Below are 22,356 nucleotides of genomic sequence, written 5' to 3'. Positions count from 1 at the left end.
TGCGGGAATGCCCGTCCGCAATTCCTGCTTACCTCGTTACACACTAAACACCGCCGCCAGGGAGGGCTGATGCGACCGGGAACGGACGGTTGGTCCACGATGCGTACCTTCCAACAGGACCGTTCGGTCACCCGGACCTCGCTGCGGCCTGGCACCCTGCGCAGGATCGTCGCCTTCGCCCGCCCCCATCGGCGGCAGCTCGCCTACTTTCTCGCGCTCATCGTGCTCAGCTCGGCTGTCGGTGCGGTTGTTCCGATGATCTTCAAGACGATCATCGACGACGGCATCGTGCGCCACCGGGTGGGGTTCGTGCAGGCGCTCGCCGCGGTCGTCGCGGGCCTGGCGTTCCTGGACGCCGGTCTGTCGCTCGCGCAGCGCTGGTTCTCGGCCCGGATCGGCGAGGGTCTGATCTACGAGATGCGCAGCCAGGTGTTCCGGCACGTGCAGTGCCAGCCGCTCGCCTTCTTCACCCGGACCCAGACCGGGGCGCTCATCAGCCGGTTGAACAACGACGTGCTCGGCGCGCAGTCGGCGTTCACCAACACGCTGTCGTCGGTGCTGTCGAATATCCTGTCCGCCGGATTCGTGCTCGCCGCGATGCTGGTGCTGTCCTGGCGGATCACGCTCGTGTCGCTCGTGTTGCTGCCGGTATTTATTATTCCGGCCCGCTTGTTGGCGCCCCGCCTGGCCAGGCTGACCCGGGAGAGCTACGGGTTGAACGCCGAGATGAACACGACGATGACGGAACGATTCAACGTGTCCGGAGCGATGCTCGCGCAACTGTATGGTTCGGCGGAACGGGAGGACGAGAACTTCCGTGTTCGGGCCGGGCGGGTGCGTGACATCGGGGTGACCCAGGCCATGTACGGCCGCATATTCTTCGTCTCGCTCACCCTGGTCGCCTCGCTCGCGACCGCGATCGTCTACGGGATAGGCGGTCGGTTCGCTGCCCAGGGCAGCTTGGAGGTCGGTACCCTGGTCGCGCTCACGGCCTACCTCGGGCGGCTCTACGGGCCGCTCACTCAGCTCTCCAACGTGCACGTCGACGTCATGACGGCGCTGGTGTCCTTCGAGCGGGTCTTCGAGGNGCTCGATTTGGAGCCGGCGATCGCCGACCGGCCGGGCGCTGTCGATCTGCCGGCAGGCGCGGCGACCATCGAGTTCGNTCATGTCGGTTTCCGTTATCCGGCCGCCGACGAGGTCTCCCTGGCGTCGCTGGAGTCGGTCGCCGTACTCGACCCGCGGGTGCCCACGCCGGTGCTGCACGATGTCACCTTCCGGGTCGAGCCGGGGCAGGTGATCGCGTTGGTCGGCCCGTCCGGAGCGGGCAAGACGACGATCAGCCAGCTCGTTCCGCGCATGTACGACGTGCGGTCGGGGTCGGTACGCATCGGCGGGCACGACGTCCGCGATCTCACCCTTCGGTCCCTGCGGTCCGCCGTCGGTGTGGTCACCCAGGACGCGCATCTGTTCCACGACACCATCCGCGCGAACCTGGCCTTCGCCCGGGCGGACGCCTCGGACGAGCAGATGTGGACCGCTCTGGACGCGGCGCGGATCGGGCCGCTCGTGCGCTCCCTGCCGGACGGCCTGGACACGGTCGTCGGTGACCGGGGCTACCGCCTGTCCGGCGGGGAGAAGCAGCGGCTGGCCATCGCCCGGCTGCTGCTGCGCGAACCGGGCATCGTCGTGCTGGACGAGGCCACCGCGCACCTCGACAGCGAGTCCGAGGCCGGCGTGCAGCAGGCGCTGACCGCCGCGCTGGTGGGACGGACATCCCTGGTCATCGCGCACCGGCTGTCCACGGTGCGCGACGCCGACCGCATTCTGGTGGTCGACGACGGGCGGATCGTGCAGAGCGGGACCCATGAGGAGCTGCTGGCCCGCGGCGGGCTCTATGCCGAGTTGTACCGGACCCAGTTCGCCCCGGTCACGCCCGTCGGTGCTGATGCGGGGTGGGCCGAAGGGGCCAGTGCCCCACCGGTCGGGGTCTGACTCCTGGGCCACATCCGGGCGCGCCACGTTCGGGCGGCCGGCGTCGCGCCGACCCGACAGGTGGGCGGCGACCGGCCGTGGTCCGCGGCCGGTCGCCGCCCACGGCCGCCCGTCGTGGCGACACTAAGATCCGGGCTCGGCCGAACGAAGCGCTGCGGCCGTGGGGGAGCTCTCGCCGGCCGCGCTGCCGGCGTGCACCTCCGAGGCGACGACGCTGGTCTCGGCGGGAGCCATGACGTCGGCGACGGCGATGTCGATGTCGCCGGACGGCTGGCGGNGGATGGCGGGNTTTTGTTTCATATCGGCTCCGGGGGGNCTCGATCGTGCCCTACCGACTTCCGCATCCGAGGAAGCGGATCCCAGGAACGTCCGGCGCCCTTGCCGTCTTTCCCGTATCACGCGCGTCAACCGACAGGGGTGTGGCGCGGACGATATGAACGGTACGCCGCCGTGCGACCACGTGCAGCATATAACGGATACGCCTGATCTGACTACTTCTCGGGCCGCCGCGCGCGCCTCCCGGTGGCCCCCGTGTGCAATGACCGACGATCAGTACTTAGGCTCTGGGTGTGCCCCGTAGAGCCAAGATTGTTTGTACCCTCGGCCCCGCGACCAGCTCGCCAGAGAAGGTCCGGGCCCTCGTCGACGCGGGAATGGACATTGCCCGACTAAACTTCTCCCACGGAACACACGAACAGCATGCCGTCACTTACGCGCGGGTGCGCGAGGCCGCGGAGGCGGCCGGCCGCAGCGTCGGCACGCTCGCCGACCTCCAGGGACCGAAAATCCGGCTGGGGAACTTCGCCGACGGCGGGGTCACCCTGCTGCCCGGTCAGCGGTTCACCGTCACGATCCGCGATGTTCCCGGCGATCAGCATCAGGTCGGCACGACCTACCCGGGCCTGCCGGGCGACGTCGCGGCCGGGGATCGCGTCCTGGTCGACGACGGCCGCCTGGTCCTGCAGATCGACGGGGTGACTGACACCGACGTCCACACCACGGTCGTTGTCGGCGGGCCGGTGAGCGACCACAAGGGGATGAACATTCCCAACGCCGCGCTCACCGTCCCGGCGCTCACCGAGAAGGACGCCGCTGACCTGCGGTTCGCTCTCAACCTCGGGGTGGACATGGTCGCACTGTCCTTCGTCCGGAGCGCCGTGGACGCCGCGGCGGTGCATGCGATCATGGATGAGGTGGGGATCCGGGTTCCGGTCCACGCCAAGATCGAGAAGCCGCAGGCGGTCGCCGAACTCGACGAGATCATCGAGGCGTTCGACGGTCTGATGATCGCCCGTGGCGATCTCGGGGTCGAGCTGCCGCTCGAGGACGTGCCGCTCGTGCAGAAGCGCGCCGTCAGCCAGGCCCGGGAGCGGGCCAAGCCGGTGATCGTCGCGACCCAGGTGCTCGAGTCCATGGTCAGCGCGCCGCGGCCGACCCGTGCCGAGGCCAGTGACTGCGCCAACGCCGTCCTGGACGGCGCTGACGCGATCATGCTGTCGGCGGAGACGAGCGTCGGTGCCTACCCCATCGAGGCCACGGCCACCATGGCGCGCATCATCGAGACCGCCGAGGCCGACCTCGGCCGGATACCGCCCCTGCGGACCGAACCGCGCACGCTCGGTGGGGCACTCGCCCAGGCCGCCGCGTCGGTAGGAGCCGCGGTCGGCGCCCGTTACCTCGTGGCCCACACCCTCAGTGGTGACACGGCCCGGCGACTCGCCCGGTACCGTACCGAGGTCCCGGTGCTGGCCTTCACGCCGATTCCGGCTGTCCGCAACCAGATGGCGCTCTTCTGGGGCGTGGAAACCTTCCTCGTGCCGTTCGCGGACAGCACGGACGAGATGGTCCGCCAGGTCGACAGCGCCCTCTTCCATATTGGCCGATGCAAGCCGGGTGAACTGGTGGTCGTCGTCGCCGGGACGCCGCCGGGCGTGGCCGGCATGACCAACATGATGCGGGTCCATCGCATCGGGGAGGCCATCTGACCCCACCGTCTGAACCGACCCCACCGTCTGGTGTCAGCGTCGCATCCCTGATCTTTGATCCCTGACCGAGAACTGGCATACCTCGAGCACCCCGAGCCGCGCCGACGCCGAGTCCGCCGGTCACCGGCGGCCCGCCGGCGCGGCCCCCCGTTGTGCCGTTGCCGTTCTGGCACATGTCAGGCGTGGACCGATGACTGTCATGATGAGGCCCAGCTGGGCCTAGGCGGACAAGCTGGGGGCGTGGTACGGCCCGGGGCCCGGCCGCCTCCGGTCCGTACCGGTCCGTACCGGGTCGGCCGGCGGCCTGTTGCACACGGTGTATGTCAGGAAGTGGTGGGATGGCCGAGCAGGGAAGTGGGACGGACGGTCAGGCGTCCGACGCCCGGTCGACGAACGGCGACGCCGCGGCCAATCCCGAAACCGGAGTACCCCGGACCGGGCAGAGCGGTGGGACCACGGAGAAGACCGCACCGCGCCCGGGGGCCGGGAGGAACGCGGCCGCCACGTCCGCCCGTGCGCCGAATCCGACCTCCTCCCAGAGCGGACGAGCAGCGAGCGCGAGTTCGGCCGATGCGGATCCGGCCGGCCGGAGCGGTGCGGAGCGGGCCGGAAGCCCGCAGGGCACGACAAAGACAGAGAATCCCGGAAAGCCGGGAAACTTCGGAAAGCCGGGAAACCCCGGGAGCGCGGGGAGCGCGGTTGCCGCCCCGCGGCAGGGTACCGGCCGTATCCCGCCGACGTCGGTTCCACCCTTGGGAGGAGCTTCACCGGCGCGGTCCGTGGGCGGCGGGCAGCGGTCGGTGCCGCCGGCTCCCGCCCGGCCAGCCGCGGCGGACACCCCGGAATCATCGAAGCGGTCGACGCCACCGAAGACCGACACACCCGGCCAGCCTGCTTCCGGCCAGGGGCGCGGCGCCGTCCGACGGCCCCCGGCTTCGTGGCCCGGGCCGCCCGTCTCNCCCCCGCCCNCCCCGGCGGCGGCGCCACCGGCCGCGAGCCGTTCGGGTAGTCCCGCGGCACCGCCTCCCCCGAGTCGCGCGGGGAATCCGGTCAGTTCGGCCGGAAGCGCGCGTTCGACGCCCGGCCGTACGAGTGCCTCCCCACCGCCGGTCCCCGCGCCGCTGCCGGCACCGGCGCCGACCCGGGCTCGCCCGCCGGCGCCGTCCGAGCTGTCCGCCAGCCCGTCCCATCCCGCCGGACAGTCCCCGATCCGGGAACGGATCAGCCCGTCGTCGCCCGACGGTCCACTCCCACGTCGCGGGGACGAGGGCGGCCGCGGATCTCGTCCCGACCGGCCGGTACCGCGATCCGGGGCGTCCGGTTCGCCGACGCCGACGCCGACGCCGACGCCGACGCCGACGCCGACGCCGACACCGACACCGACACCGACACCAACGCCGACGCCGACGCCGACACCGACGCCATCCCGACCCGCGTGGTTCGAGCGCGACGTCTCGAGGACCTCCGCCGGTTCCGGTGCCAGGGTGCCACCCGTTCCCGGCGTTGAGGAGGGTCCTCGGCCGCGAGGAGTACCGGCGCCCGTTCCCGTCCGGGATCATCGAGAACCTGGAAGGGATCCCCTGGAGGCCGCGGCCGGGCGTCGGATGGCCGCCCGTACCGACGGGGATGATCATGTGCTCGATCATGATCGTGGTCGTCCACGGGCGTCGCGTTCCACCGACCCGCCGACCATGCAGGTGCGCCGACAGCTCAGGCCCGATCTCGAACCGGATCCGATGCCCTCCGGCACGAGGGACGAGGCGTGGCCCCTACCGGTCTCCGGCGCGGGGCCGGGCGGCGAGCCGGTGACCGATGCCTATCCCTACCCCGACCCGGCCTTTGACCGCCGGCTGCACGCGTATCCCGGGCGGAACCGGGGCGCGGGTGACGACCATGACCTGGAGGGTCAGGAACGGCGTGCGGACCCGGGGCCGCGGCCGGTTGTCCCGCGTCCGCAGGCCTTGCCCGAGGCGCATCGTCCGTCGACGCCGTCCGAACAACCGACGCCGTCCGAACAACCGACGCCGTCCGAACAACCGACGCCGTCCGAACAACCGACGCCGTCCGAACAACCGACGCCGTCCGCTTTCCCGCCGGCCACCGCGCCCCGGCCGGTCGCCGCGCTGATGGTGGTGCTGGCGGCCGTCGGCGCCGGCATCGGTTCCGTCCTGCCGTGGAGCGAGATGTCCAGCGGCGACGAGACACGTACGTTCAGCGGTCTTGTGGTCGGAGACGGGCGCATCGTCGGTGTCCTGGCGGTCACACTCGGTGCCATCGGGGTGGGACGGTTGGTGCGTCGGCCGCTTGCCGGTGCGATCGATGTCGCCCTCGCCCGAATCATCGCAGTTCTGATCGTGATCATCACCGCTCTGGACCGGGTCTACGGGCCGCCGACCCTCGCATCGTTCCGCGCGATTTCCGCGGATGCAATCTCGATCCGTCCACAGGCAGGGATCACGGTGTGCCTCGGCGCCGGCCTCCTCGCCCTGATCGGGGCGATGCTGCTCCAGCCGAGGACGAAGCCCCCTCGAAGATGACCTGTCCGCATCGATCCGGTCTCGGCGGTCGTGCTTCGAAGTCCTTCCNCTGACCCCTTGACGGGGGACAACGGATTCGGTGGATGTGGGTCATGACCGAATCGTCATTGTCCGCGAGGATATTCCTGGTCAAGGAGACACGGGGGAGGCAAGGGGACACAGGGAGGACAGGCCGCCGGGCCAGGGGATGTCCGCCGAGGTGTTCCGTTCCTTGATCGGGCGCGCGCTCTCCCGCTGTGCGGGGGGTGGCGCGAGGGCGCGCGCCGGGTCCACCTCCTCGTGATCACTCTGGTGGCGCGGTCAGGCCGTTCCCTCGGCACCGGGGTTGAGATGACCGTCTTCCACCGCGAGTTTGTAGAGGTCGACCTTGGTGCTCGCGTCCCGCCCGGCCTTGCGGTACTTCGACCGGACCCGATCGATGTACTGCTTCGCCGTTTCCGGGGAGACGTTCATCTTGTGGGCAACCGTCTTCATGGGCATTCCGGTCGCATAGAGACGCAGTGCTTCTACCTCTTTGGGCGACAGATCCGGTTTGTCCGTAGCGTCATCGGTGAGCAGCAGGAATGCCAGCTGCGGCGAGATCCACCCCGTTCCCGCGGCGGCGGCGCGGATCGCGGTGGCCAGATCCTCGATGTCGTCGGTCTTCGGGACGAAGCCCGACGCGCCGGCGCGCATCGCGTCGCGAACCGTCGCGGGAGCCGCCGCGGCGCTGAAAACCACGACCGCGCGGTCCACCGCGAGCAGCCGCTGGATGTTATGGGGCGGCGCGGTGCCATCGCCGAGATCGAGATCGAGCAGGATCACCTGGGCGCCGCGCCCCGGACCGGCCAGCAGGGCTTCGATGGAGTGGGCGGTGCCGATCAGCCTGAAGTCCTCGACGTCGTGAAGGAGGTCCGCGAGGCCGCGAAGCACGATCGGGTGATCGTCCACTGCCGCCACGGTGATGGCGCCAGGTACTGCGGGTACTGTGGTTCCGTTCGCTACGCTCATGCTGGTCCAGTCGTTCTCCCGGACTTGCCGGCCACGAGGCGACAGACCTCGTCAGGCCGTACGGGCGTTGGTGCCCGCTGGCGGAGCGTGGGGGCGCCACCGATCGCTGGGTGCGTCGGGGACACCGCATCCAGCGACGCCAACCATTTCAGCAGATCCCCACCGGGTAGCTGGTGGAGCATGGGGAGGGCCCAGCGTGGCGAGCGTCACGAGGGACACGTCCATCAGAAGACGATCGTAGATCGTCGGCCGTCCACGCCCGAGCGCGGCTCGGACGTGCTAGCGGCTCGTGGCGAGTTCGTCGGCGTCGGCGCGGGCAATGGGTGCTACGCCAGCGGCGCGCCTGGAGCCAGGCCGACCGTGCTGTCGCACGACCCCGGCAGCGGGCGCCGACGACGGCTAGCTCGTCCAGTCCTCCCAGCTCAGGCCGGTGACCCGGCTGAACTCCGAGGTGTTCGCCGTAACGACTGTCAGCCCGCGCCGCAGTGCCTGCCCGGCGATCAACAGATCGTAGGCGCCAATCGGCGTCCCGGCCTTCTCCAGGACGGCGCGCACCTCGCCGGCAGCACGGGCATCCTCGTCATCGAAGTCAAGCAGGTCCAGGTCACCGGAGAGCAGTATCCGCAGGCGCTCGGTGTTCTCCGGCACCTGAGCGCTCTTCGCCACGCCGTACCACAGCTCGAACAAGACGACCGACGAGAGCGCGAGATAATCCTCTGACGCTTCGGCCTCCCGGTACCGTTCCCGCACGCCGACGGGCTTGTTCCGCAGCAGTGCGACCACAGTGCTGGTGTCCAGGAGGCAGTTCACCCGAAGAAGTCCTCCCCGGCGGGCGTCGGCGGCTGGTTCCTGCCGTCCTCGAACAGCGGCACGTCCACGAAACGGTCCAGCTCGGCGAACCAGGCGTCGACATCGGACGCGATCGGCTCTAGCAGCACGCCGTCTCCCATGTGCCGGACGCGCACCCGGTCACCGGGCAGCCGGAACTCCTTCGGGAGCCGCACTGCCTGGCTTCTGCCGTGCATGAAGAGCCTCGCGATCGCCGTGTCCGCCACAACGCCTCCCGCACATGATAGCTATCGATAGTATATACCAGGTGTCCGCGGCCGACTCGGTCAGATGGCGGTAGCGCGGGCACGCTGTGGCATGAGGCGGCGGTGCTGGCGGCACGTACGAGGGCGGCGACAGCCGAAGACGCGCTGGCTGGTCGGCCTGCGGGCAGGTGGCCGCCGGGGCGTCAACGATCGTAGGCGATGCGTTCGAGCCCCATGGCCAGCCTTTCGAACTCCGCCGGATCGGTATAGACGTGCGCGCTCGCGCGGAGGACCGGCCCGGTGAGATCCCGGGAGCGCTCCACGGGGATGGCACTGGTGAGCACCCGGTCCTCTCGGTAGAGCCGGTCCCGGACGGCCACCGGATCGGTGCCGGGGGGCGGTTGCATGGTGATGATGCCGCACGGTGAATCTGGGTCCTCGCGCNCCCGCCAGCCGCCGGCCCCGTCGAGAAGGCGTCTTCCCTGACCGGCCAGCCGCGCGATGCGGGCGAAGACAAGTGACGGGCCGGAATCCGTCAATTCCGTGACGGCCTGCCCCAGGCCGATGCGGGACACGGTCGCCGCCTCGCCTATCCCGAGCCGGGCCAGTCCGGGGAGAGGAACCGGACGGTCGTTGCGGTCGAAGCGTGCGCTGTGCAGGCTCGGCACGGCGATATCAAGAAGATCGACGCTGCCTTTCCGGACGGCGAGAAATCCTGCTCCTCGTGGCCCGCAGAGCCATTTTCTCGACGTTCCGATATAGGCGCTGGCCGCGGTCTGGCGCACCTCGACCTGGCCGAGGGACTGCGCCACGTCGAGTACCAGGGGGACGCCTTCGGCCGCGCAGCGCGCACCGATCGCGGCTGCCGGCTGAACGATGCCCCGTTGGCTTGGCACCTGCGGAAACACCACGAGGTCGAGGTCGGCGAGACCGATGCGCCCGGGTGCGTCGGCGCAGGCTACTCCGGCCCGGTCGAGCGTCTCGACGTCGATGACCCCGGTCTCGTCGACGGGAAGATCGACCAGCGAGACCGCGGTGCGCAGCGCCCGGGCGGCGAGTACGAGCATGTTGGACCCGTACTCGCTTGGTACCACGCCGATCCTCGCCCCGGCGGGGAGCCGCCAGGCCATCAGCAAGCTGGCGAAAGCCGCGCTCGCCGAATGGTGGAAGCTCAGGTCATCAGCGTCGAGTCCCGGGCCCATCAGGCTGACGAGCCTGGCCCGCGTGGCGTGGAGCCCGCTGCCTGCCTCCACCTCGGCGGCGTACGCGCCGAGTGCGCTCTCGCGCTCCAGGNACGCGGCCTCGGCCGCGATCGTGGCCCGACTGGGGCGGGCCGCGCCGGCCGAGTCGAGATGAACCACCGACGACGGTGACCGGGCCGCACGCCAGCGGTGGAAGAGCCGGAGCTGCTCGGGATCTTCGTTCGGCCCGGGATCGTCGCTGTCGGTGAACCGGCGCTGGCGGGGCTGATGGATCGACGGTGTGTCCACGGGAACAGGGTGACACCTCGACGACGCGTGCGGCACCGTGCCGACGGTATGGACGTCGTGGTTGCGACGGTGTTTCCGTCGGTCGTGGGTTCGAGTCCCACCCGCTCCACCAGTTTTTTGATCATGCATCCGACCTGGACGAATGCGGTTTGCGATCTATCACTTTGAGGTCCGGCTCTGTGGAACGGTGCTGGTCAGGACCTCGGCCGCTGGTTCGAGCCCCGGCTGGACGACCACTTTGCCGCCGTGCGAACCGCGTCCGCCTCGTCGAGGTACTGCGTAGCGGCGACTTCCGGCGACGACACCCGTCGTCGCCACCGGCAGCGACCGGGTCAGCACCAAGAACGTGCGGGGCAATCTGTTCGCCGAGGGCCTGGACAGGGATGAAGGGGACAGTCACGTCCAGATGCCGTCCGCCATTGTCGTGGCCCCGGACCCGGACCGGACCCCCGGCGCCGCCGTATTGGGTGAGCCGGCAGGGACCGTGAGCCGGCAGGACAATGTACATGGCCCTGACCGCTTCGTGTCTGTGGCCTCTCTCGTGGACGTCCTCGATTCGGCGGCGGAGATCATGTCTGACACCTCCCGCGCACACTTCTTCGGCAACCTCGACGAACTGGTGGCCACCTCGCGGCTGGTGGTGGACCGCCGGCCGGCAGCAGGCACCCGCGGGTGCCGCGGGCCGTGTACCCCGTCGACTACGGCTACTTGGAGGGCACCGTGGCCGCGGACGGCGGCGGTATGGACGTCTTCCGCGGCAGCGCCGCCGGCGCCGGTGTGGTGGGATTCTTCGTGACGGCGGATCCGGGCAAGCGCGACGTGGAGGTCAAGGTACTGATCGACTGCACCGCCGACGAGGTCGAGCGTGTGCGGCGGCTGCTCGACGACGTCCTGGGGATCGGCGGCCTGCTCGTGCCGCGGTGCACGGAGACCGCCACTACATGAGAGCCACACAGGCTGGCCGAGCCCCCGGGCCGTTCACATTCGCTGTGTCAAACTGCGGGCGGCCGTCGTGGCGTGTGGCGGGCGATGTTGGTCTGCCCGTGCCTGACTATTCTTCGGCTGGTGCCGACCCTCATCTGGATCAACGGTCCGAACGCCGTCGGGAAGACCCAGGTCGCCCACAACCTGCACCGCAGACTGCCCGGAAGCTTCATCAGTGACCCCGAGCACCTCGGCTTCGCGATGCGCCGGATGCTCCCGAAGCCCCGGCGCATGGACTTCCGCGACGTCCCCCTGTGGCGCCAGGCGGTCAGCGAAATGCTCCACCTTGCTCTCCAAGGGCCCGAGGACCCGGTGATCGCGCCGATGACCATCCTCGACCCCGGCCTGCTCGGCGAGCTGACGGCCTCGGCCCGCGCCGCCGGGCACCGCGTCGAGCACGTCACGCTGCTTGCCGACCGCACGACGATGATCCGCCGCATCCACCGACGCGGTGAGACGTCCCGCAGTTTCAGCGCCCGCCAGCTCGACCGTGCCCTCGACGTCCTGCGGGCTCCCGAGTTCGCTCGTCATCTCCCCACCGACACCCTGTCGATCTCCGCCGTGGCGGATGACGTCGCAAGCCACACGGGGTTCACGCTCAGCCCTGACACATCAGGGCGACTCGTGCGACAGGGACGCCAACTCGCCGTCCAGCTCCGCCACATCCGCCTTAACGCTTGAAGATCACTCGACTANCGGCAGCCATGCCGCCGCAAGCGCGTCAGAGCCGCTGGCCCGACGGCTCGCGAAAAACCGGGTGCGCAGACGTGGCACCAGCAGGGACCATGGGGCGTGGCCTGGTTCATGACCGGAAGCATTGAGGAGTTTCTCGCGGTGGCGGGCGAGTTTCTGATGTCCCAGCTGGCCGAGAACACCGTGTTGGTCACCGTCGCCGAGACGCTCCAAGCGCGTGGCATGGCGGCATTCGGGGATGCGGCTCCCCTGTTCGGTTGGTGGCTGGAGGCTGGCGGACCCATCGAGAGCGCATTCGTGCATACCCCACCGAATCCCGTCCTTCTGACGACCGTTCCGCCGCGGGCAGTCGAGTCGCTGGTCGCGTCCTGGCCGCGCGGAAGGCCGCTGTCCGGGGTAAATGCGCCAGCGCAGGTGGCCAGCGCATTTGCCTCGTCCTGGCACCAGGGGACAGCTGCCGCGCCATCTCTTCATCGCCGGGAGCGTTTGTATCGGCTCGGAGACCTCGCAGCGCCCCNGCCAAAGCCCGCAGGTCGTCCTCGTGCGGCCGAGGCAACCGACAAGGACCTGCTCGTGGCCTGGGTCACGGCGTTCCAAGAAGAGACCGGTGCGGCCGCCGGCAACGCCCCGAGGCGGGTCGATGACCGTCTCAGCTATGGCGGCTTCACCCTGTGGGNGGNCGACGGTGCGCCGGTGTCGGTGGCCGGAATTACCCGGCCGGTAGGCGGGATGATCCGCATCGGGCCGGTATATACCCCGCCGGGCTTCTGGCGAAGAGGCTACGCCGGGGCGGTGACAGCGGCGGTGAGCCAGACCGCGCTGGAAGCGGGNGCGCGCGAGGNCCTGTTGTTCACCGATCTGGCCAATCCGACCAGCAACAGCGTGTATCAGCGGCTCGGCTTCGAACCTGTCGAAGACCGCGTCGTGCTGCTGTACGAGCGCACGCCCACGCCTTCGATCTGACCGGAAAAGCGATCCAGACAGCGATGCCGCGCACTGAGTCAACCTCCCCTGGAGAGCGGTGGTTCTTCTCGCGGCGTGACTGGCGGNCGGATCGGCAACCCAGCACAGCCGCGGTCTCGGACCAGCCATGTGACGATCGGAGCCCACCGTCGCCCCTACGATCAGAGCCGTGTCCGGTCGCGATCTTTGCCGACGGTTCTACGAACAGGCAGTTCGGCCGCTGATCCCTGGCGTGCCCCACGCTGCCGCGTTGCTCGGTGAGGGTTCCGAGGTACTCGGCTTCGACGACGAGGTCTCCACGGACCACGATTTCGGCCCCCGCGTGCAGCTGTTTGTCCCGCCAGGTCTCGATACCACGCCGATCGAGATCGCCATGGAGAGGCTGCCAGCGCGGTTCGACGGTTTCCCGGTTGTCTATCCCGACGGGGACCGATACGACGGCTGGCCACATCACCAGGTGGAGNTGACCACTGCGCGGGTGTTCTTCGTCGACCGGCTCGGCGTCGACCCGGCCGACGGGATGGATCTGGCGGACTGGCTGCTGGCCCCGACCCAGATCCTGGCCAGTCTCACAGCCGGTGTGGTCCTGCACGACCCGCTCGATCTGCTCACCGCGCGGCGCCGGGCGCTGGCCTGGTACCCAGACGACGTCTGGCGCTACGTCCTGGCAGCCGGCTGGCTGCGGGTCAGCCAGGAAGAACCGTTCATCGGCCGCACCGGCAGCCGGGGCGACGACCTCGGCTCGCGCATACTCGCCGCCCGCCTGGCCCGTGACCTCGTCCGGATCGGCTTTCTCCTCGAATGCCGCTGGGCCCCGTACAGCAAATGGCTGATGACCGCGTTCGGGCAGTTGACCCTCGCGGACCAGGTCGGCGAGCACCTGGGCCGCGCGCTCGATGCGCCGCGGTGGCGGGACCGCGAAGCAGCGCTGTGCGCCGCGGCCAGTCACCTCGCCACCGCCACCAACCGGCTCGGTCTGGCCGAGCCCGTCGACCCCGCGCCGCGACGCTTTCACTCCCGAAACATCCAGGTACTCGGCGCGCAACGCCTCACCCGCGTGCTGACCGACGCGATCAGCGATCCGGGGCTGCGGGCCCTCCTCACCCGGCTCGGACACCAACCCGACGGCCCGCTTGGCCATCTCCCCGGCGCGATCGACCAGGCTACCGACAGCGTCGAAATCCTCACTCAACCGAACCGCCGCCGCGACTACGCAGCCCTCCTTGGCCTCTGGTCCTGAATGTTCCGGAGCACTGATCCGATGGCGCGCGGACGTCGGGGTGCCTCGTTCGAGCTGGGGATGGGCGCGGTGGCCGTCGGTGGATAGCTACCAGCGCATGGTCGGCGTAGAATCGAGCGAAACGAGCATGCCGATCGCCCCGATCGCCTCGATCGTCCTGGAGGCCGTTCATGACCTCACCCACCCGACCCGAACCGCTCCACGACGAGACGTACCTGCCAGGCGAGGACACCGGTGAGATCATCGACTTCCTGGCCGCGCTTCGCGACCGCGGCCGGCAGACCGCCGACCCGCGACCTCGGCTCACCGGCCCGGACGGGCACAGCGTCGAGCTTCCCGAGCCGATGTTCAATGTCCTTCTGCAGGTCGCCGCGGCGATGAAGGCGGGCCTAGCCGTCACGGTGGCGCCGCACCATCTGACGATGTCCACCCAGGAAGCCGCGGACCTGCTCCGTATCTCCCGCACCACCCTGGTTCGGCTGCTGGAGAGCGGCGCCATCCCGTTCGAGAAGCCCAGCCGCCACCGCAAGGTCCGCCTCGACGACCTCCTGGAGTACCGCCGACGCCAACGCCACGCCGCCGACCTCGCCTTCGCCGACATGGTCGCCGATACCGAGCGTCTCGGCCTCTACGACGTCAGCCCCGACGAGACCCGGGCGGCACTGAAAGCCGCACGCAAGAAGACCGAAGGCTGACCGGGATGTTCTCAGCGCTACTCGACACCTGCGTCCTCGTGCCCAGCAGGGCGCGCGACATGCTGCTTGAGATCGCCAGCACCGGTGCCTACCGGCCGCTCTGGTCGAGCGAGATCCTGGACGAGCTCGAACGGACCCTGCGCACGCTGCTCGCCAAGCGTGGCGTGTCACCAGAAGAAGCCGATGCCTACCTCACCCGCCTCTTCCGGCAGATGAAGACCACCTTCCCGGACGCCCCCGTGACCGGCTGGGAACGGCTCGTGCCGACCATCGAACTCCCTGACCCCGACGACCGGCACGTCGTCGCCGCCGCCATGGCCGGCCGAGCCGACGTGATCGTTACCGACAACCTCACGGACTTTCCACCCGCCGCGCTTCCCATGCCCCTGACTCGCCAGTCCCTCGACGACTTCTTCCTTGACGAACTCGACCTCCACCCGGACCTCGTCGTCAAGGCCGTTCGTGCCATCGCCGCCCGGACCGGCAGATCCGGCCCCACGCTGACCGCCTACGACATCGCTACCTACCTGCGTGCCCACGGCGCCCCGGCATTCGGCGCACGCCTTCTCGTTGCACTCGATCAGACGGCAAGACCGGCTCCGTAGCGACGTGGCCCGGGCTCAGCGCATGTCTGGTCGCTCGCCCGCACCACAACCCCCGCAATGACGGTCAGCAGACGGGCGGAAGTGCCAGGAACCACCAGGTCTGCGGAACGCACGTTCGAACCGGTTGTCGATGTTGCCGGTCGGACGGTCACTGGGAATCGGCCCTGGTCAGCGCCCGAGTGCCGACCGGCCGGATGGCGATTTCAGGGCCTACAACCAAGATCAGTCGATTCGGATGCTGGTGCACATGGTCCACCACGCAGAGTAAANAGCCTCCGACCCGGCTAGATAGCTTTGACCTATGAATCGAGCCTGGCTGTCTGCGTCCATCGCCACAGGTAGTCATGCATGAGCGGCTGGTTCGCGCAATGCCGGGACTCCTACGCCGACCGGCTCATGCGGNCACTCTCGGCGTCCGGCACGGATCGCCGCGCCCGAGACGCAGCCGTCCGGTGTCCTGTGCCGGGTTGCCGTTCTGGCGGCGAAGGCCAGCCGGTCAGGTGGCGCGGCCAGCGGCGGGAGCTGAGGCCGGGCTGAGCATGGCGGCCAGCGCTGCCATCGCATCGGGAATGGACCTCTCCGCCCCCAGCGAGGGCGCCGACAAGCTGCTCGCGACCCTCGACGTCCGCCCCGTCAGCGACTGGCGCGATGTCGAGGGTGGCCTGTTCGCCGTCGTCGACGAGACCGCGGCGGTGCCGACCGCCGGCTGACCCCTCCGAGACCACGAGCGCCCCGGCCTGGGTCCAGGCCGGGGTTTCTCTTTGCCCGGACAAGGTGGGGGCGGCGCGCGCGACCAGGCGGCGCGCGGCGGGCACGCAGTGGATCGCGACCTGCGGTTTCGTCGGGAACCGGTAGTTCTTGGACGGTGCCGCCAACGAGGATCAGATCGGGACTGGATGCCGCCCACGCTCGGCACCTGGTCGGTCCACCGTCGCCGGGTAGCGGCCGGCGTGAGCAACCAGGCTGGCGAGTCGCCGATCCGGGCGTCCGCCGAGCGAAACACCCAGAGCAGCCGGCCGGTTTGGACGCCGGATCAGGTTGGTAACCCGTAGATCGCGATCAGCGACGGGCGAACCAGCAGCCGCGGACGAACACTGCCGAGCCAGCAGCCGTCTGCCTCCGTCGTCGCACCGCGGTCGGCCGCCGTCCGGATCAGCCGGCGGAACGGGCCGGCTCCGGACCGGTCAACGGGAGCCTCTACTCCGGATCAGCAGTGGAGAGGATCTGCGTCCTCCCGGCCAGGCCATCCGGCCACCCATACGAGCAAGGCGTCGAAACAGTGGCTGGCAATTGTCCAAATCACACATTCCCAATTCACAAGGTGAGGAAAGTTCGGTGGGAACTTTCACGACCCGAGCGTTCAGCGGAAGCACCTTACTCGCCAGACGATGACCTCTGTCTCACATCATCTTGGCAGGTAGGGCGAGGGCGACGCCCAAGGTTGACGCCGACCGAAGGCAGAGCCCTTCGAACTTCATTGCTTACTACTGATGACATCACAGGTCCCCGGAGCCCGCAGGCAGCTACAGGAAGCTCTCATCTATACGCCATCGATGAGAGGGGACGCGACGATCAGAGCCCGGGAGTCGGCCCAGGCTAGNTGCGGCGTCGGCCCTCGACATACCGATATCGACGTGCCGGAAGATATCGACATCCGCTTAATGGGATGCGCAAAGGGTCACGGACCGCGTTTACTTNCAGTAGCCGGAAGAGATCGCAATTCCCGCCTCTCGATGAGTCGAGCATTGCGCTGGCCTTGTCATGCGCCATCGCCAGGTGTAGCGTGTCGCTAGGCGTCGACTGACCGTCAGAAGACGCGTCAATTCGTACCGCCCGAATAGACCATCGGAGGTCTTCACTTTCCGATGCCCTGAATTCGTGCACCCCATTCTCGGGAACTCTTCACCAGGTAGGCACGGAAGACCTGGTCACGCCGGAACAAGAATCCGGACAAGCTAATCGGCTGATCGGAGGCCGGAGATCATCGTACGTAGGCTTCAACCACCAGCACGTAGCGTACTCCAGGTCATGAACCGAAGGACAGGACGGCCAGCCTAGGGATGATCACGAGGATGTCGAACGAAGCCTACATCGAGCCCGAACCCGCGAAGCGCTTCGTCGACCACGCGGTGGAGGAGTATCAGCGGTGCCTGGCGAGTAGGAACGCCGATGGTGTGCCAACTCATCTACCGCGTGCCTCCGGCCTCCTGTTCGGTGTCGACAATCGCCACGGGATCACGATCGGCGACATCGAATTCGTGAAGAATGTGCGCGACAGCGACGCGGACGTGATAGCCGAGTTCGAAGATGTAATCGCACCGCAGTTCGGCGACGTGTACAGGAACCCCGGCCGCGGGTTCTGGTGCTCCGGCGAGGACGTCTTTCAGGCGGTGAAAAAGCACGAGGCGGCGGGTCTCGAGCTGATCGGCTCGATTCATTCTCATCCGAACTGGCATGAGATCGGACCTCAGCATGAGCGGACGCAGCGGTTGAGCGAGAAGCCGACCCGGATGGATGAGTACCTGTTCCGTCAGTCCTCCTGGCCGGTCAACCTGATCTGGTATGTCCACGCGGGCCGTCAGGGCCTCGCACACCGGGTCGCCGCATGGAAAGCAGGGCCAGAGCGGTGCGCAGAGCTCGACCTACACATCCCGTCGCAGATCCGGGATGAGTTCGGACTGGGATGACGGTCCACCGCGGCGGCCTCGGAAGACACGACGCGTCAATCGCGTGGCCTCGGTACAGGCCAGAGGAGGAGACAGGATGAACGGAACGCAGAACGGCGCTCGCGAGGGTCTTCCACCGCCCATGGTTACCATCAAGATACCAGCGGCCTTCCGGGCGCTGTCCGGCGGGCAGCGGCAGGTCGCTGCCAAGGGCGAGAACATTCGCGAGGTGTTCGCCGACCTGAACGAGTGCCTGCCCGGGCTCATCGACAAGATCATGGACGGCCAGGGGTCGGTCCGACGGTATATCAACGTCTATCGAAATGACAACGACATCAGAGGCCTGGAAAATCTCGAGACCCGCGTCGAGGAAAGTGACGTGGTCTGGATAATACCTGCAGTGGCGGGAGGNAGCATTCGTCCGGCGGTCCAGGAGCCGAAGGNGCCAGAGGTTCTGCCCTCGGAGTTCTTCCTCAATCCTGGCCCATCACCGCACGCGACGAACGCCGAGCTCAGATCGAAATGCCCCGTCCACCAGATTAACTATCCTCCGGGAAGTGAGGCATACGCCGTTCTCGGCCACAGGGCCGTGGCGGAGGCCTTCACCGACTCGCGCCTGTCCAAGGAAGCGGAGAACCTACCTCCCAGGTTTCGCGACAGGGCTCTGTCCAGCAGCCTCCTCATGGTGCGTAACCTGGGATTCGCGGACCCTCCCGACCACGCCCGGCTGAGGAGGCCGATCAGCCGGGCATTTCTGCCGAACGCGATCGCCGACCTCCGCCCCCGCATCCAGGATGTCGTCGACGATCTCATCGACACATTCCCCGCGCCCGGTGAGATCGACCTCCTCGGCGCGTTTGCCCTGCCGCTTCCACTCACTGTCATCTGCGAGTATCTCGGGATACCTGTCCAGGACAGACCACTCTTTCTCGAGTGGGGTTACATTCTCAGCCAGGATCCCTTCCAGCACGCGGAGTCCGAGCTGAAGGCCGCGACCGAGGAATTCACCGACTACTTCACCCGGCTGGTGGCCCGACGCCGCACGGATCTGCGGAAGGACCTGCTCAGTGAGCTCGTAAGGGCGGCAGACAGTGACGCACTCAGTGAACGCGAACTCCTCTCCACCATTCTCCTCCTGCTCATCGCGGGCCACAAGACGGTCGCGAACCTGATAGGAAATGGGACTGCTCTGCTACTCGGCCACCCAGGCCAGCTCGACCTGCTCCGAACCACTCCCGAGCTGATTCCCGCCGCGGTCGAGGAGATGCTGCGCTTCGAGGGTTCGGCCGCCTGGGCATCCATGCGGGTCGCCGTCGAGGACATGCGGCTCGCCGGAACAGAAATTCCCAGGGGGAGCTTCGTGCATCTCTTGCTGTCCAGCGCGGGGCACGATCCGGAGGCATATGACGAGCCGGAGCGGTTCGACGTCACCCGATCCCCGAACCACCATCTGGCTTTCGGCCACGGCGCGCACTTCTGCGTTGGTGCCCCCCTCGGCCGGCTTCAAGGAGACATCGCCTTCACAACGCTGCTGCGCCGGTTGCCAGGATTCGAGCTGGCAGTCCGTCAGGACGAGGTGGAGTGGCTCGCCGACAGCTCGCTCAGCCGGGGGCTCAGAGCGCTCCCCATCCGGGTCCGGGAGCGGTTGCCGCGATGAGCACCGTATGCCACGGCCGCGGAATTNCCCCCCGCCGGTCGTCTCCCGTGAGCGATCAGCGATGACGGCACGAGCAGGCGGACCGAGGATCGCGGTGGTAGGCGCGGGCGCGGTCGGTGGGTATCTCGGCGGCCGCCTGGCCGGCGCCGGTCACGAGGTGGAGTTCCTCGCCCGGGGCGAGAACCTCGCCGCGCTCCAGAAGAACGGGCTGCGGGTAATGGATGACTCAGGTTGCTGGTCGGTGCCGGATGTAAGCGCCTCCGACGACCCTGACGACATCGGAAGAGTCGACTTCGTTCTGCTCTGCGTAAAGACGGGACAGCTTTCCGATGCCGTCGAATCGCTGGGCCTCATGGTCGGCCCGGATACCGCGGTCCTCACTCTGCAGAACGGGGTCGACGCTCCCGGCCAGGTCGCGGCGAGGATTGGCCGCCGTCGCGTGCTGCCCGGAACGATAAGGATCGCGGCGACGATGGCCGGTCCTGGCGAGATTAGACACGCCGGCACCACCTGCGAGGTAAGTTTCACCGCGTGGGACGGCCAGGCATCAAGGCAGGTGACGCGCCTTCGTGAGCTCTTCCGAGAATCCCAGGTGACGGTTACCGAGCCTGACGATATTTGGGCCACCCTGTGGGCGAAGTTCCTGATGGNGGTGCCGGTCGGCAGTCTCGGAGCCGCCACCGGCGGCGCGACCATCGGCGAACTCCGTTCTCGGAGCGGTACTCGCCAGCTCCTGATCGCCGGCATGCGGGAGATCTACGAGGCCGGTCTCGGGCTGGGAATCTTCCTGCCCGACGACGCCGTGGACACGGCGATGGGACTGGTGGACAGGCAATCAGCCGGGGTCACCACCTCACTTCAGCGAGACATCCTGACCGGTAGGCGGTCGGAGCTGGACGCGTGGACCGGGGCCGCTGTCCGGCTGGCCCACGACGCAGGTCTGAGCGCGCCGGTTCACGAACTCCTATACGAGTTGCTCGCCATCCGAGAGTCGCGTGCGGCCGAAGCGGCCTAGACCCTGCCGCCCAACCTCTGCACGGGGTCTCGGGATTCGGGAGGAGGGTCAACGAGCACAGCGGACAGGTACCAGCAGAAGTGCAGGGACGCAGGCGATGCTCCCTCGTGATCTCAGGAGTCCCAAACGGTGAAAGTGAGATTCGCCGGCCGTGACCCGCTGCGGGACGTTACGGCCTATCGGAGCACAGAGCCNGCGAACACGGCNGCAAACGAGCCCGGGCGGTTCGACCTGTCAAGCAACGAACTCGTGCTTCCCCCACTGCCCCCACTGCCCACAGTGCTCTCGGTCATCGAAGATGGCCTCAGCCGGCTGGCCCGTTACCCCGACCCGACGGCACGGACCATCACAGAGGAGATCGCGAAGCACCTGCACGTCTCCCCAGACGCGGTAGCGGTGGGCCCCGGAAGCGCCGGGGTACTCCAACAGATTCTTCTCGCACTGTGCGGCGTCGGCGACGAGGTCATCTACGCGTGGCCGGGCTTCGACGCCTACCCGCTCCTGGTCGCCATCAGCGGGGCCACGAGCGTTCACGTTCCGCTCACGTCTACCGGTGATCACGACCTGGACGAGATACGTGCGCGGGTCGGCCCGCGCACCAGGGTGATTCTTCTCTGCTCTCCCCACAATCCAACCGGCGTGGTCATTGATCGCCATCGTCTGGACTCCTTTCTGCGCTCACTGCCGGGCGACGTCCTCACGGTGCTCGACGAGGCCTACGTCGAGTTCGATCGCGGCGAGAATCCCCCGGGTACTCCGGATGTTCTCAGCCGGCACCGCAACATCGTCGTGCTCCGGACCTTTTCGAAGGCCTACGGGCTAGCGGGCCTGCGGATCGGCTACGCCGCGGGCCCGGAGCGGATCATGGTGACCGTCCGCAAGGCCGGTCTTCCCTTTGGGGTCACCCACATCGCGGAGCAGGCGGCGATCCTCTCCCTGCACAGCGAGGGTGAGCTACGCGGTCGCCTGGACACGGTGACCGTGTCGCGAGACGAACTGACCGCTGGTCTCCGGTGGTCGGGTCTGCCGGTGCTGCCTTCTCGCGCCAACTTCGTCTGGCTCCCCCTGGCCGCTGCGGCCGACTCCTTCGCGCAGGACCTGGCGGAGGCAGGAATCAGGGTCCGCCCCTATCCGGGGTATGGCGTACGGATCTCCGTCGGAGCACCGGAAGCACAGGAGAGCCTCCTGAGGTCCCTTGGCCGAGGCGTACCCACGATCTGGGTGTGAGGACCGCGTCATCTCCGGCTCGGCCGGCAACGGATCCTGCCGGCGCCGCGGGCGTGGGCGTCTCGGCGCACGAGCGCGCCGTGTCTTTCTAGCGACCGAAATTCGAGGTGGGAATCTAATGAGGCTTCTCCTTATCGCCATGCCATGGCAGGGACTTGACACACCGTCCAGTGCGCTGGGAGTACTCGGGCCTTCCGTCCGCGAACGGAACTTGTCAAGATTTTTAGGACAAGATTCTTTGTGAACTAGCCTGTGTTCCGTCCCTGTCGTGATCTCGGTCGAGGGATGACTTCTGATCGTTCGGGCACGCCGTCGGCTGGTTCGGCCTGGTCATCCGGCGTGTGGTTGATCCCGGCGGGCTTCGGGAGCGGCGGCGGGACCGGGGGCTGGTTCACGAACCGTTCCGGATGCGCGGCGTAGGCCACGTCGAGGACACGGCTGCGGGCAGCGTGTACCGCCTCGGCCTGGCCGAAGTACACGGCCGCCGGCGTGAGATAGCCGATTCCCGAATGTCTGTGCTCATGGTTGTACCAGGCGAAGAACCCGCGGCAGAACTGGCGCGCCTCGGCAATGGTACCGA

General features: G+C 68.2%; 21 protein-coding genes. 14 read left to right on the top strand and 7 right to left on the bottom strand.

The genetic code is table 11. The features are described from left to right. Window positions 1–69 precede the first annotated feature (69 nt). Both CED_RS05115 and pyk read left to right on the top strand, forming a co-directional pair. Window positions 70–1,995 carry an ABC transporter ATP-binding protein gene (locus CED_RS05115; RefSeq protein WP_035908886.1) on the top strand — a complete coding sequence of 642 codons (1,926 nt, stop codon included), beginning with the start codon at window positions 70–72 and terminating at the stop codon, window positions 1,993–1,995. A 569-nt stretch (window positions 1,996–2,564) separates the two neighbouring features. Then, the gene (gene pyk / locus CED_RS05110; protein ID WP_011436116.1) at window positions 2,565–3,980 is read left to right on the top strand and encodes a pyruvate kinase; all 1,416 of its coding nucleotides are present in this window, start codon (window positions 2,565–2,567) and stop codon (window positions 3,978–3,980) included. A 367-nt stretch (window positions 3,981–4,347) separates the two neighbouring features. On the opposite strand, the gene CED_RS23390 is transcribed toward pyk, so the two are convergent. Beyond that, window positions 4,348–4,605 (bottom strand): hypothetical protein, encoded by a 258-nt coding sequence (locus CED_RS23390; RefSeq protein ID WP_152569697.1) that lies wholly within the window; start codon window positions 4,603–4,605, stop codon window positions 4,348–4,350. 596 nt (window positions 4,606–5,201) lie between these two features. Continuing rightward, window positions 5,202–5,405 carry a hypothetical protein gene (locus CED_RS24605; RefSeq protein ID WP_035908884.1) on the bottom strand — a complete coding sequence of 68 codons (204 nt, stop codon included), beginning with the start codon at window positions 5,403–5,405 and terminating at the stop codon, window positions 5,202–5,204. A gap of 179 nt (window positions 5,406–5,584) precedes the next feature. Between CED_RS24605 and CED_RS21350 the strand changes: the two genes are divergently transcribed. Then, window positions 5,585–6,517: a hypothetical protein gene (locus CED_RS21350; RefSeq protein ID WP_051868674.1), complete on the top strand. Its 933-nt coding sequence runs from the start codon at window positions 5,585–5,587 to the stop codon at window positions 6,515–6,517. Between the two features lie 300 nt (window positions 6,518–6,817). Here CED_RS21350 and CED_RS05090 read toward each other — a convergent pair whose 3' ends face one another. From CED_RS05090 to CED_RS05075, 4 genes are all read right to left on the bottom strand, one after another. Beyond that, the gene (locus tag CED_RS05090; RefSeq protein WP_011436118.1) at window positions 6,818–7,507 is read right to left on the bottom strand and encodes a response regulator transcription factor; all 690 of its coding nucleotides are present in this window, start codon (window positions 7,505–7,507) and stop codon (window positions 6,818–6,820) included. A 399-nt stretch (window positions 7,508–7,906) separates the two neighbouring features. After that, entirely contained in the window at window positions 7,907–8,317 is a 411-nt protein-coding gene (locus tag CED_RS05085) for a type II toxin-antitoxin system VapC family toxin (protein WP_011436119.1), read from the bottom strand. After that, on the bottom strand, window positions 8,314–8,562 hold the full coding sequence (locus CED_RS05080; RefSeq protein WP_011436120.1) for an antitoxin: 249 nt from the start codon (window positions 8,560–8,562) through the stop codon (window positions 8,314–8,316). Before CED_RS05080 ends, CED_RS05085 begins: the two co-directional genes overlap by 4 nt. A gap of 182 nt (window positions 8,563–8,744) precedes the next feature. Beyond that, window positions 8,745–10,031, bottom strand: coding sequence for an aminotransferase class V-fold PLP-dependent enzyme (locus tag CED_RS05075; protein ID WP_235186895.1), 1,287 nt, complete (start codon window positions 10,029–10,031; stop codon window positions 8,745–8,747). A gap of 672 nt (window positions 10,032–10,703) precedes the next feature. On the opposite strand from CED_RS05075, the gene CED_RS05070 reads away from it, so the two are divergent. The 11 genes from CED_RS05070 (at window position 10,704) to CED_RS05025 (ending at window position 21,776) form a co-directional block, all read left to right on the top strand. After that, entirely contained in the window at window positions 10,704–10,976 is a 273-nt protein-coding gene (locus CED_RS05070) for a hypothetical protein (RefSeq protein WP_023841967.1), read from the top strand. A 120-nt stretch (window positions 10,977–11,096) separates the two neighbouring features. After that, window positions 11,097–11,696 carry an ATP-binding protein gene (locus CED_RS05065; protein WP_232235203.1) on the top strand — a complete coding sequence of 200 codons (600 nt, stop codon included), beginning with the start codon at window positions 11,097–11,099 and terminating at the stop codon, window positions 11,694–11,696. Window positions 11,697–11,807: 111 nt separating this feature from the next. Then, a complete protein-coding gene (locus CED_RS05060; RefSeq protein WP_035908882.1) occupies window positions 11,808–12,671 on the top strand; it encodes a GNAT family N-acetyltransferase in 864 nt (287 codons plus the stop codon). Window positions 12,672–12,840: 169 nt separating this feature from the next. Further along, window positions 12,841–13,911 carry a DUF4037 domain-containing protein gene (locus tag CED_RS05055; protein ID WP_035908880.1) on the top strand — a complete coding sequence of 357 codons (1,071 nt, stop codon included), beginning with the start codon at window positions 12,841–12,843 and terminating at the stop codon, window positions 13,909–13,911. A 170-nt stretch (window positions 13,912–14,081) separates the two neighbouring features. Further along, window positions 14,082–14,606, top strand: a complete 525-nt coding sequence (locus CED_RS05050; RefSeq protein WP_011436292.1) for a helix-turn-helix domain-containing protein — start codon at window positions 14,082–14,084, stop codon at window positions 14,604–14,606. 5 nt (window positions 14,607–14,611) lie between these two features. Then, the gene (locus CED_RS05045) at window positions 14,612–15,211 is read left to right on the top strand and encodes a PIN domain-containing protein (RefSeq protein ID WP_023841970.1); all 600 of its coding nucleotides are present in this window, start codon (window positions 14,612–14,614) and stop codon (window positions 15,209–15,211) included. A gap of 539 nt (window positions 15,212–15,750) precedes the next feature. Continuing rightward, the gene (locus CED_RS23380; protein ID WP_023841971.1) at window positions 15,751–15,921 is read left to right on the top strand and encodes a hypothetical protein; all 171 of its coding nucleotides are present in this window, start codon (window positions 15,751–15,753) and stop codon (window positions 15,919–15,921) included. A gap of 1,362 nt (window positions 15,922–17,283) precedes the next feature. Further along, on the top strand, window positions 17,284–17,898 hold the full coding sequence (locus CED_RS21345; protein ID WP_011436295.1) for a hypothetical protein: 615 nt from the start codon (window positions 17,284–17,286) through the stop codon (window positions 17,896–17,898). A 76-nt stretch (window positions 17,899–17,974) separates the two neighbouring features. Further along, a complete protein-coding gene (locus CED_RS05035) occupies window positions 17,975–19,534 on the top strand; it encodes a cytochrome P450 (protein ID WP_235186893.1) in 1,560 nt (519 codons plus the stop codon). Window positions 19,535–19,595: 61 nt separating this feature from the next. Further along, window positions 19,596–20,549 (top strand): 2-dehydropantoate 2-reductase, encoded by a 954-nt coding sequence (locus CED_RS05030; RefSeq protein WP_035908877.1) that lies wholly within the window; start codon window positions 19,596–19,598, stop codon window positions 20,547–20,549. A gap of 129 nt (window positions 20,550–20,678) precedes the next feature. Next, window positions 20,679–21,776 (top strand): histidinol-phosphate transaminase, encoded by a 1,098-nt coding sequence (locus CED_RS05025; protein WP_011436298.1) that lies wholly within the window; start codon window positions 20,679–20,681, stop codon window positions 21,774–21,776. Window positions 21,777–22,021: 245 nt separating this feature from the next. On the opposite strand, the gene CED_RS26025 is transcribed toward CED_RS05025, so the two are convergent. Further along, window positions 22,022–22,356: integrase core domain-containing protein (locus CED_RS26025; protein ID WP_035908876.1), on the bottom strand; the 335-nt coding region annotated here is incomplete at its 5' end.

This window comes from Frankia sp. CeD, from assembly GCF_000732115.1.
In the GTDB taxonomy this organism is placed as follows: Bacteria; Actinomycetota; Actinomycetes; order Frankiales; family Frankiaceae; genus Frankia; species Frankia casuarinae.
This window is presented reverse-complemented; position numbering and strand designations above follow the sequence as displayed.

What these genes read in the sequence shown, in the direction of transcription:
- CED_RS05045 (WP_023841970.1), top strand. Translation starts at nt 14,612, where the DNA reads ATGTTCTCAGCGCTACTCGACACCTGCGTCCTCGTGCCCAGCAGGGCG.
- CED_RS21350 (WP_051868674.1), top strand. Translation starts at nt 5,585, where the DNA reads ATGGCCGCCCGTACCGACGGGGATGATCATGTGCTCGATCATGATCGT.
- CED_RS21345 (WP_011436295.1), top strand. Translation starts at nt 17,284, where the DNA reads ATGTCGAACGAAGCCTACATCGAGCCCGAACCCGCGAAGCGCTTCGTC.
- CED_RS24605 (WP_035908884.1), bottom strand. Translation starts at nt 5,405, where the DNA reads ATGGCGTCGGTGTCGGCGTCGGCGTCGGCGTTGGTGTCGGTGTCGGTG.
- CED_RS05090 (WP_011436118.1), bottom strand. Translation starts at nt 7,507, where the DNA reads ATGAGCGTAGCGAACGGAACCACAGTACCCGCAGTACCTGGCGCCATC.
- CED_RS05050 (WP_011436292.1), top strand. Translation starts at nt 14,082, where the DNA reads ATGACCTCACCCACCCGACCCGAACCGCTCCACGACGAGACGTACCTG.
- CED_RS23380 (WP_023841971.1), top strand. Translation starts at nt 15,751, where the DNA reads ATGGCGGCCAGCGCTGCCATCGCATCGGGAATGGACCTCTCCGCCCCC.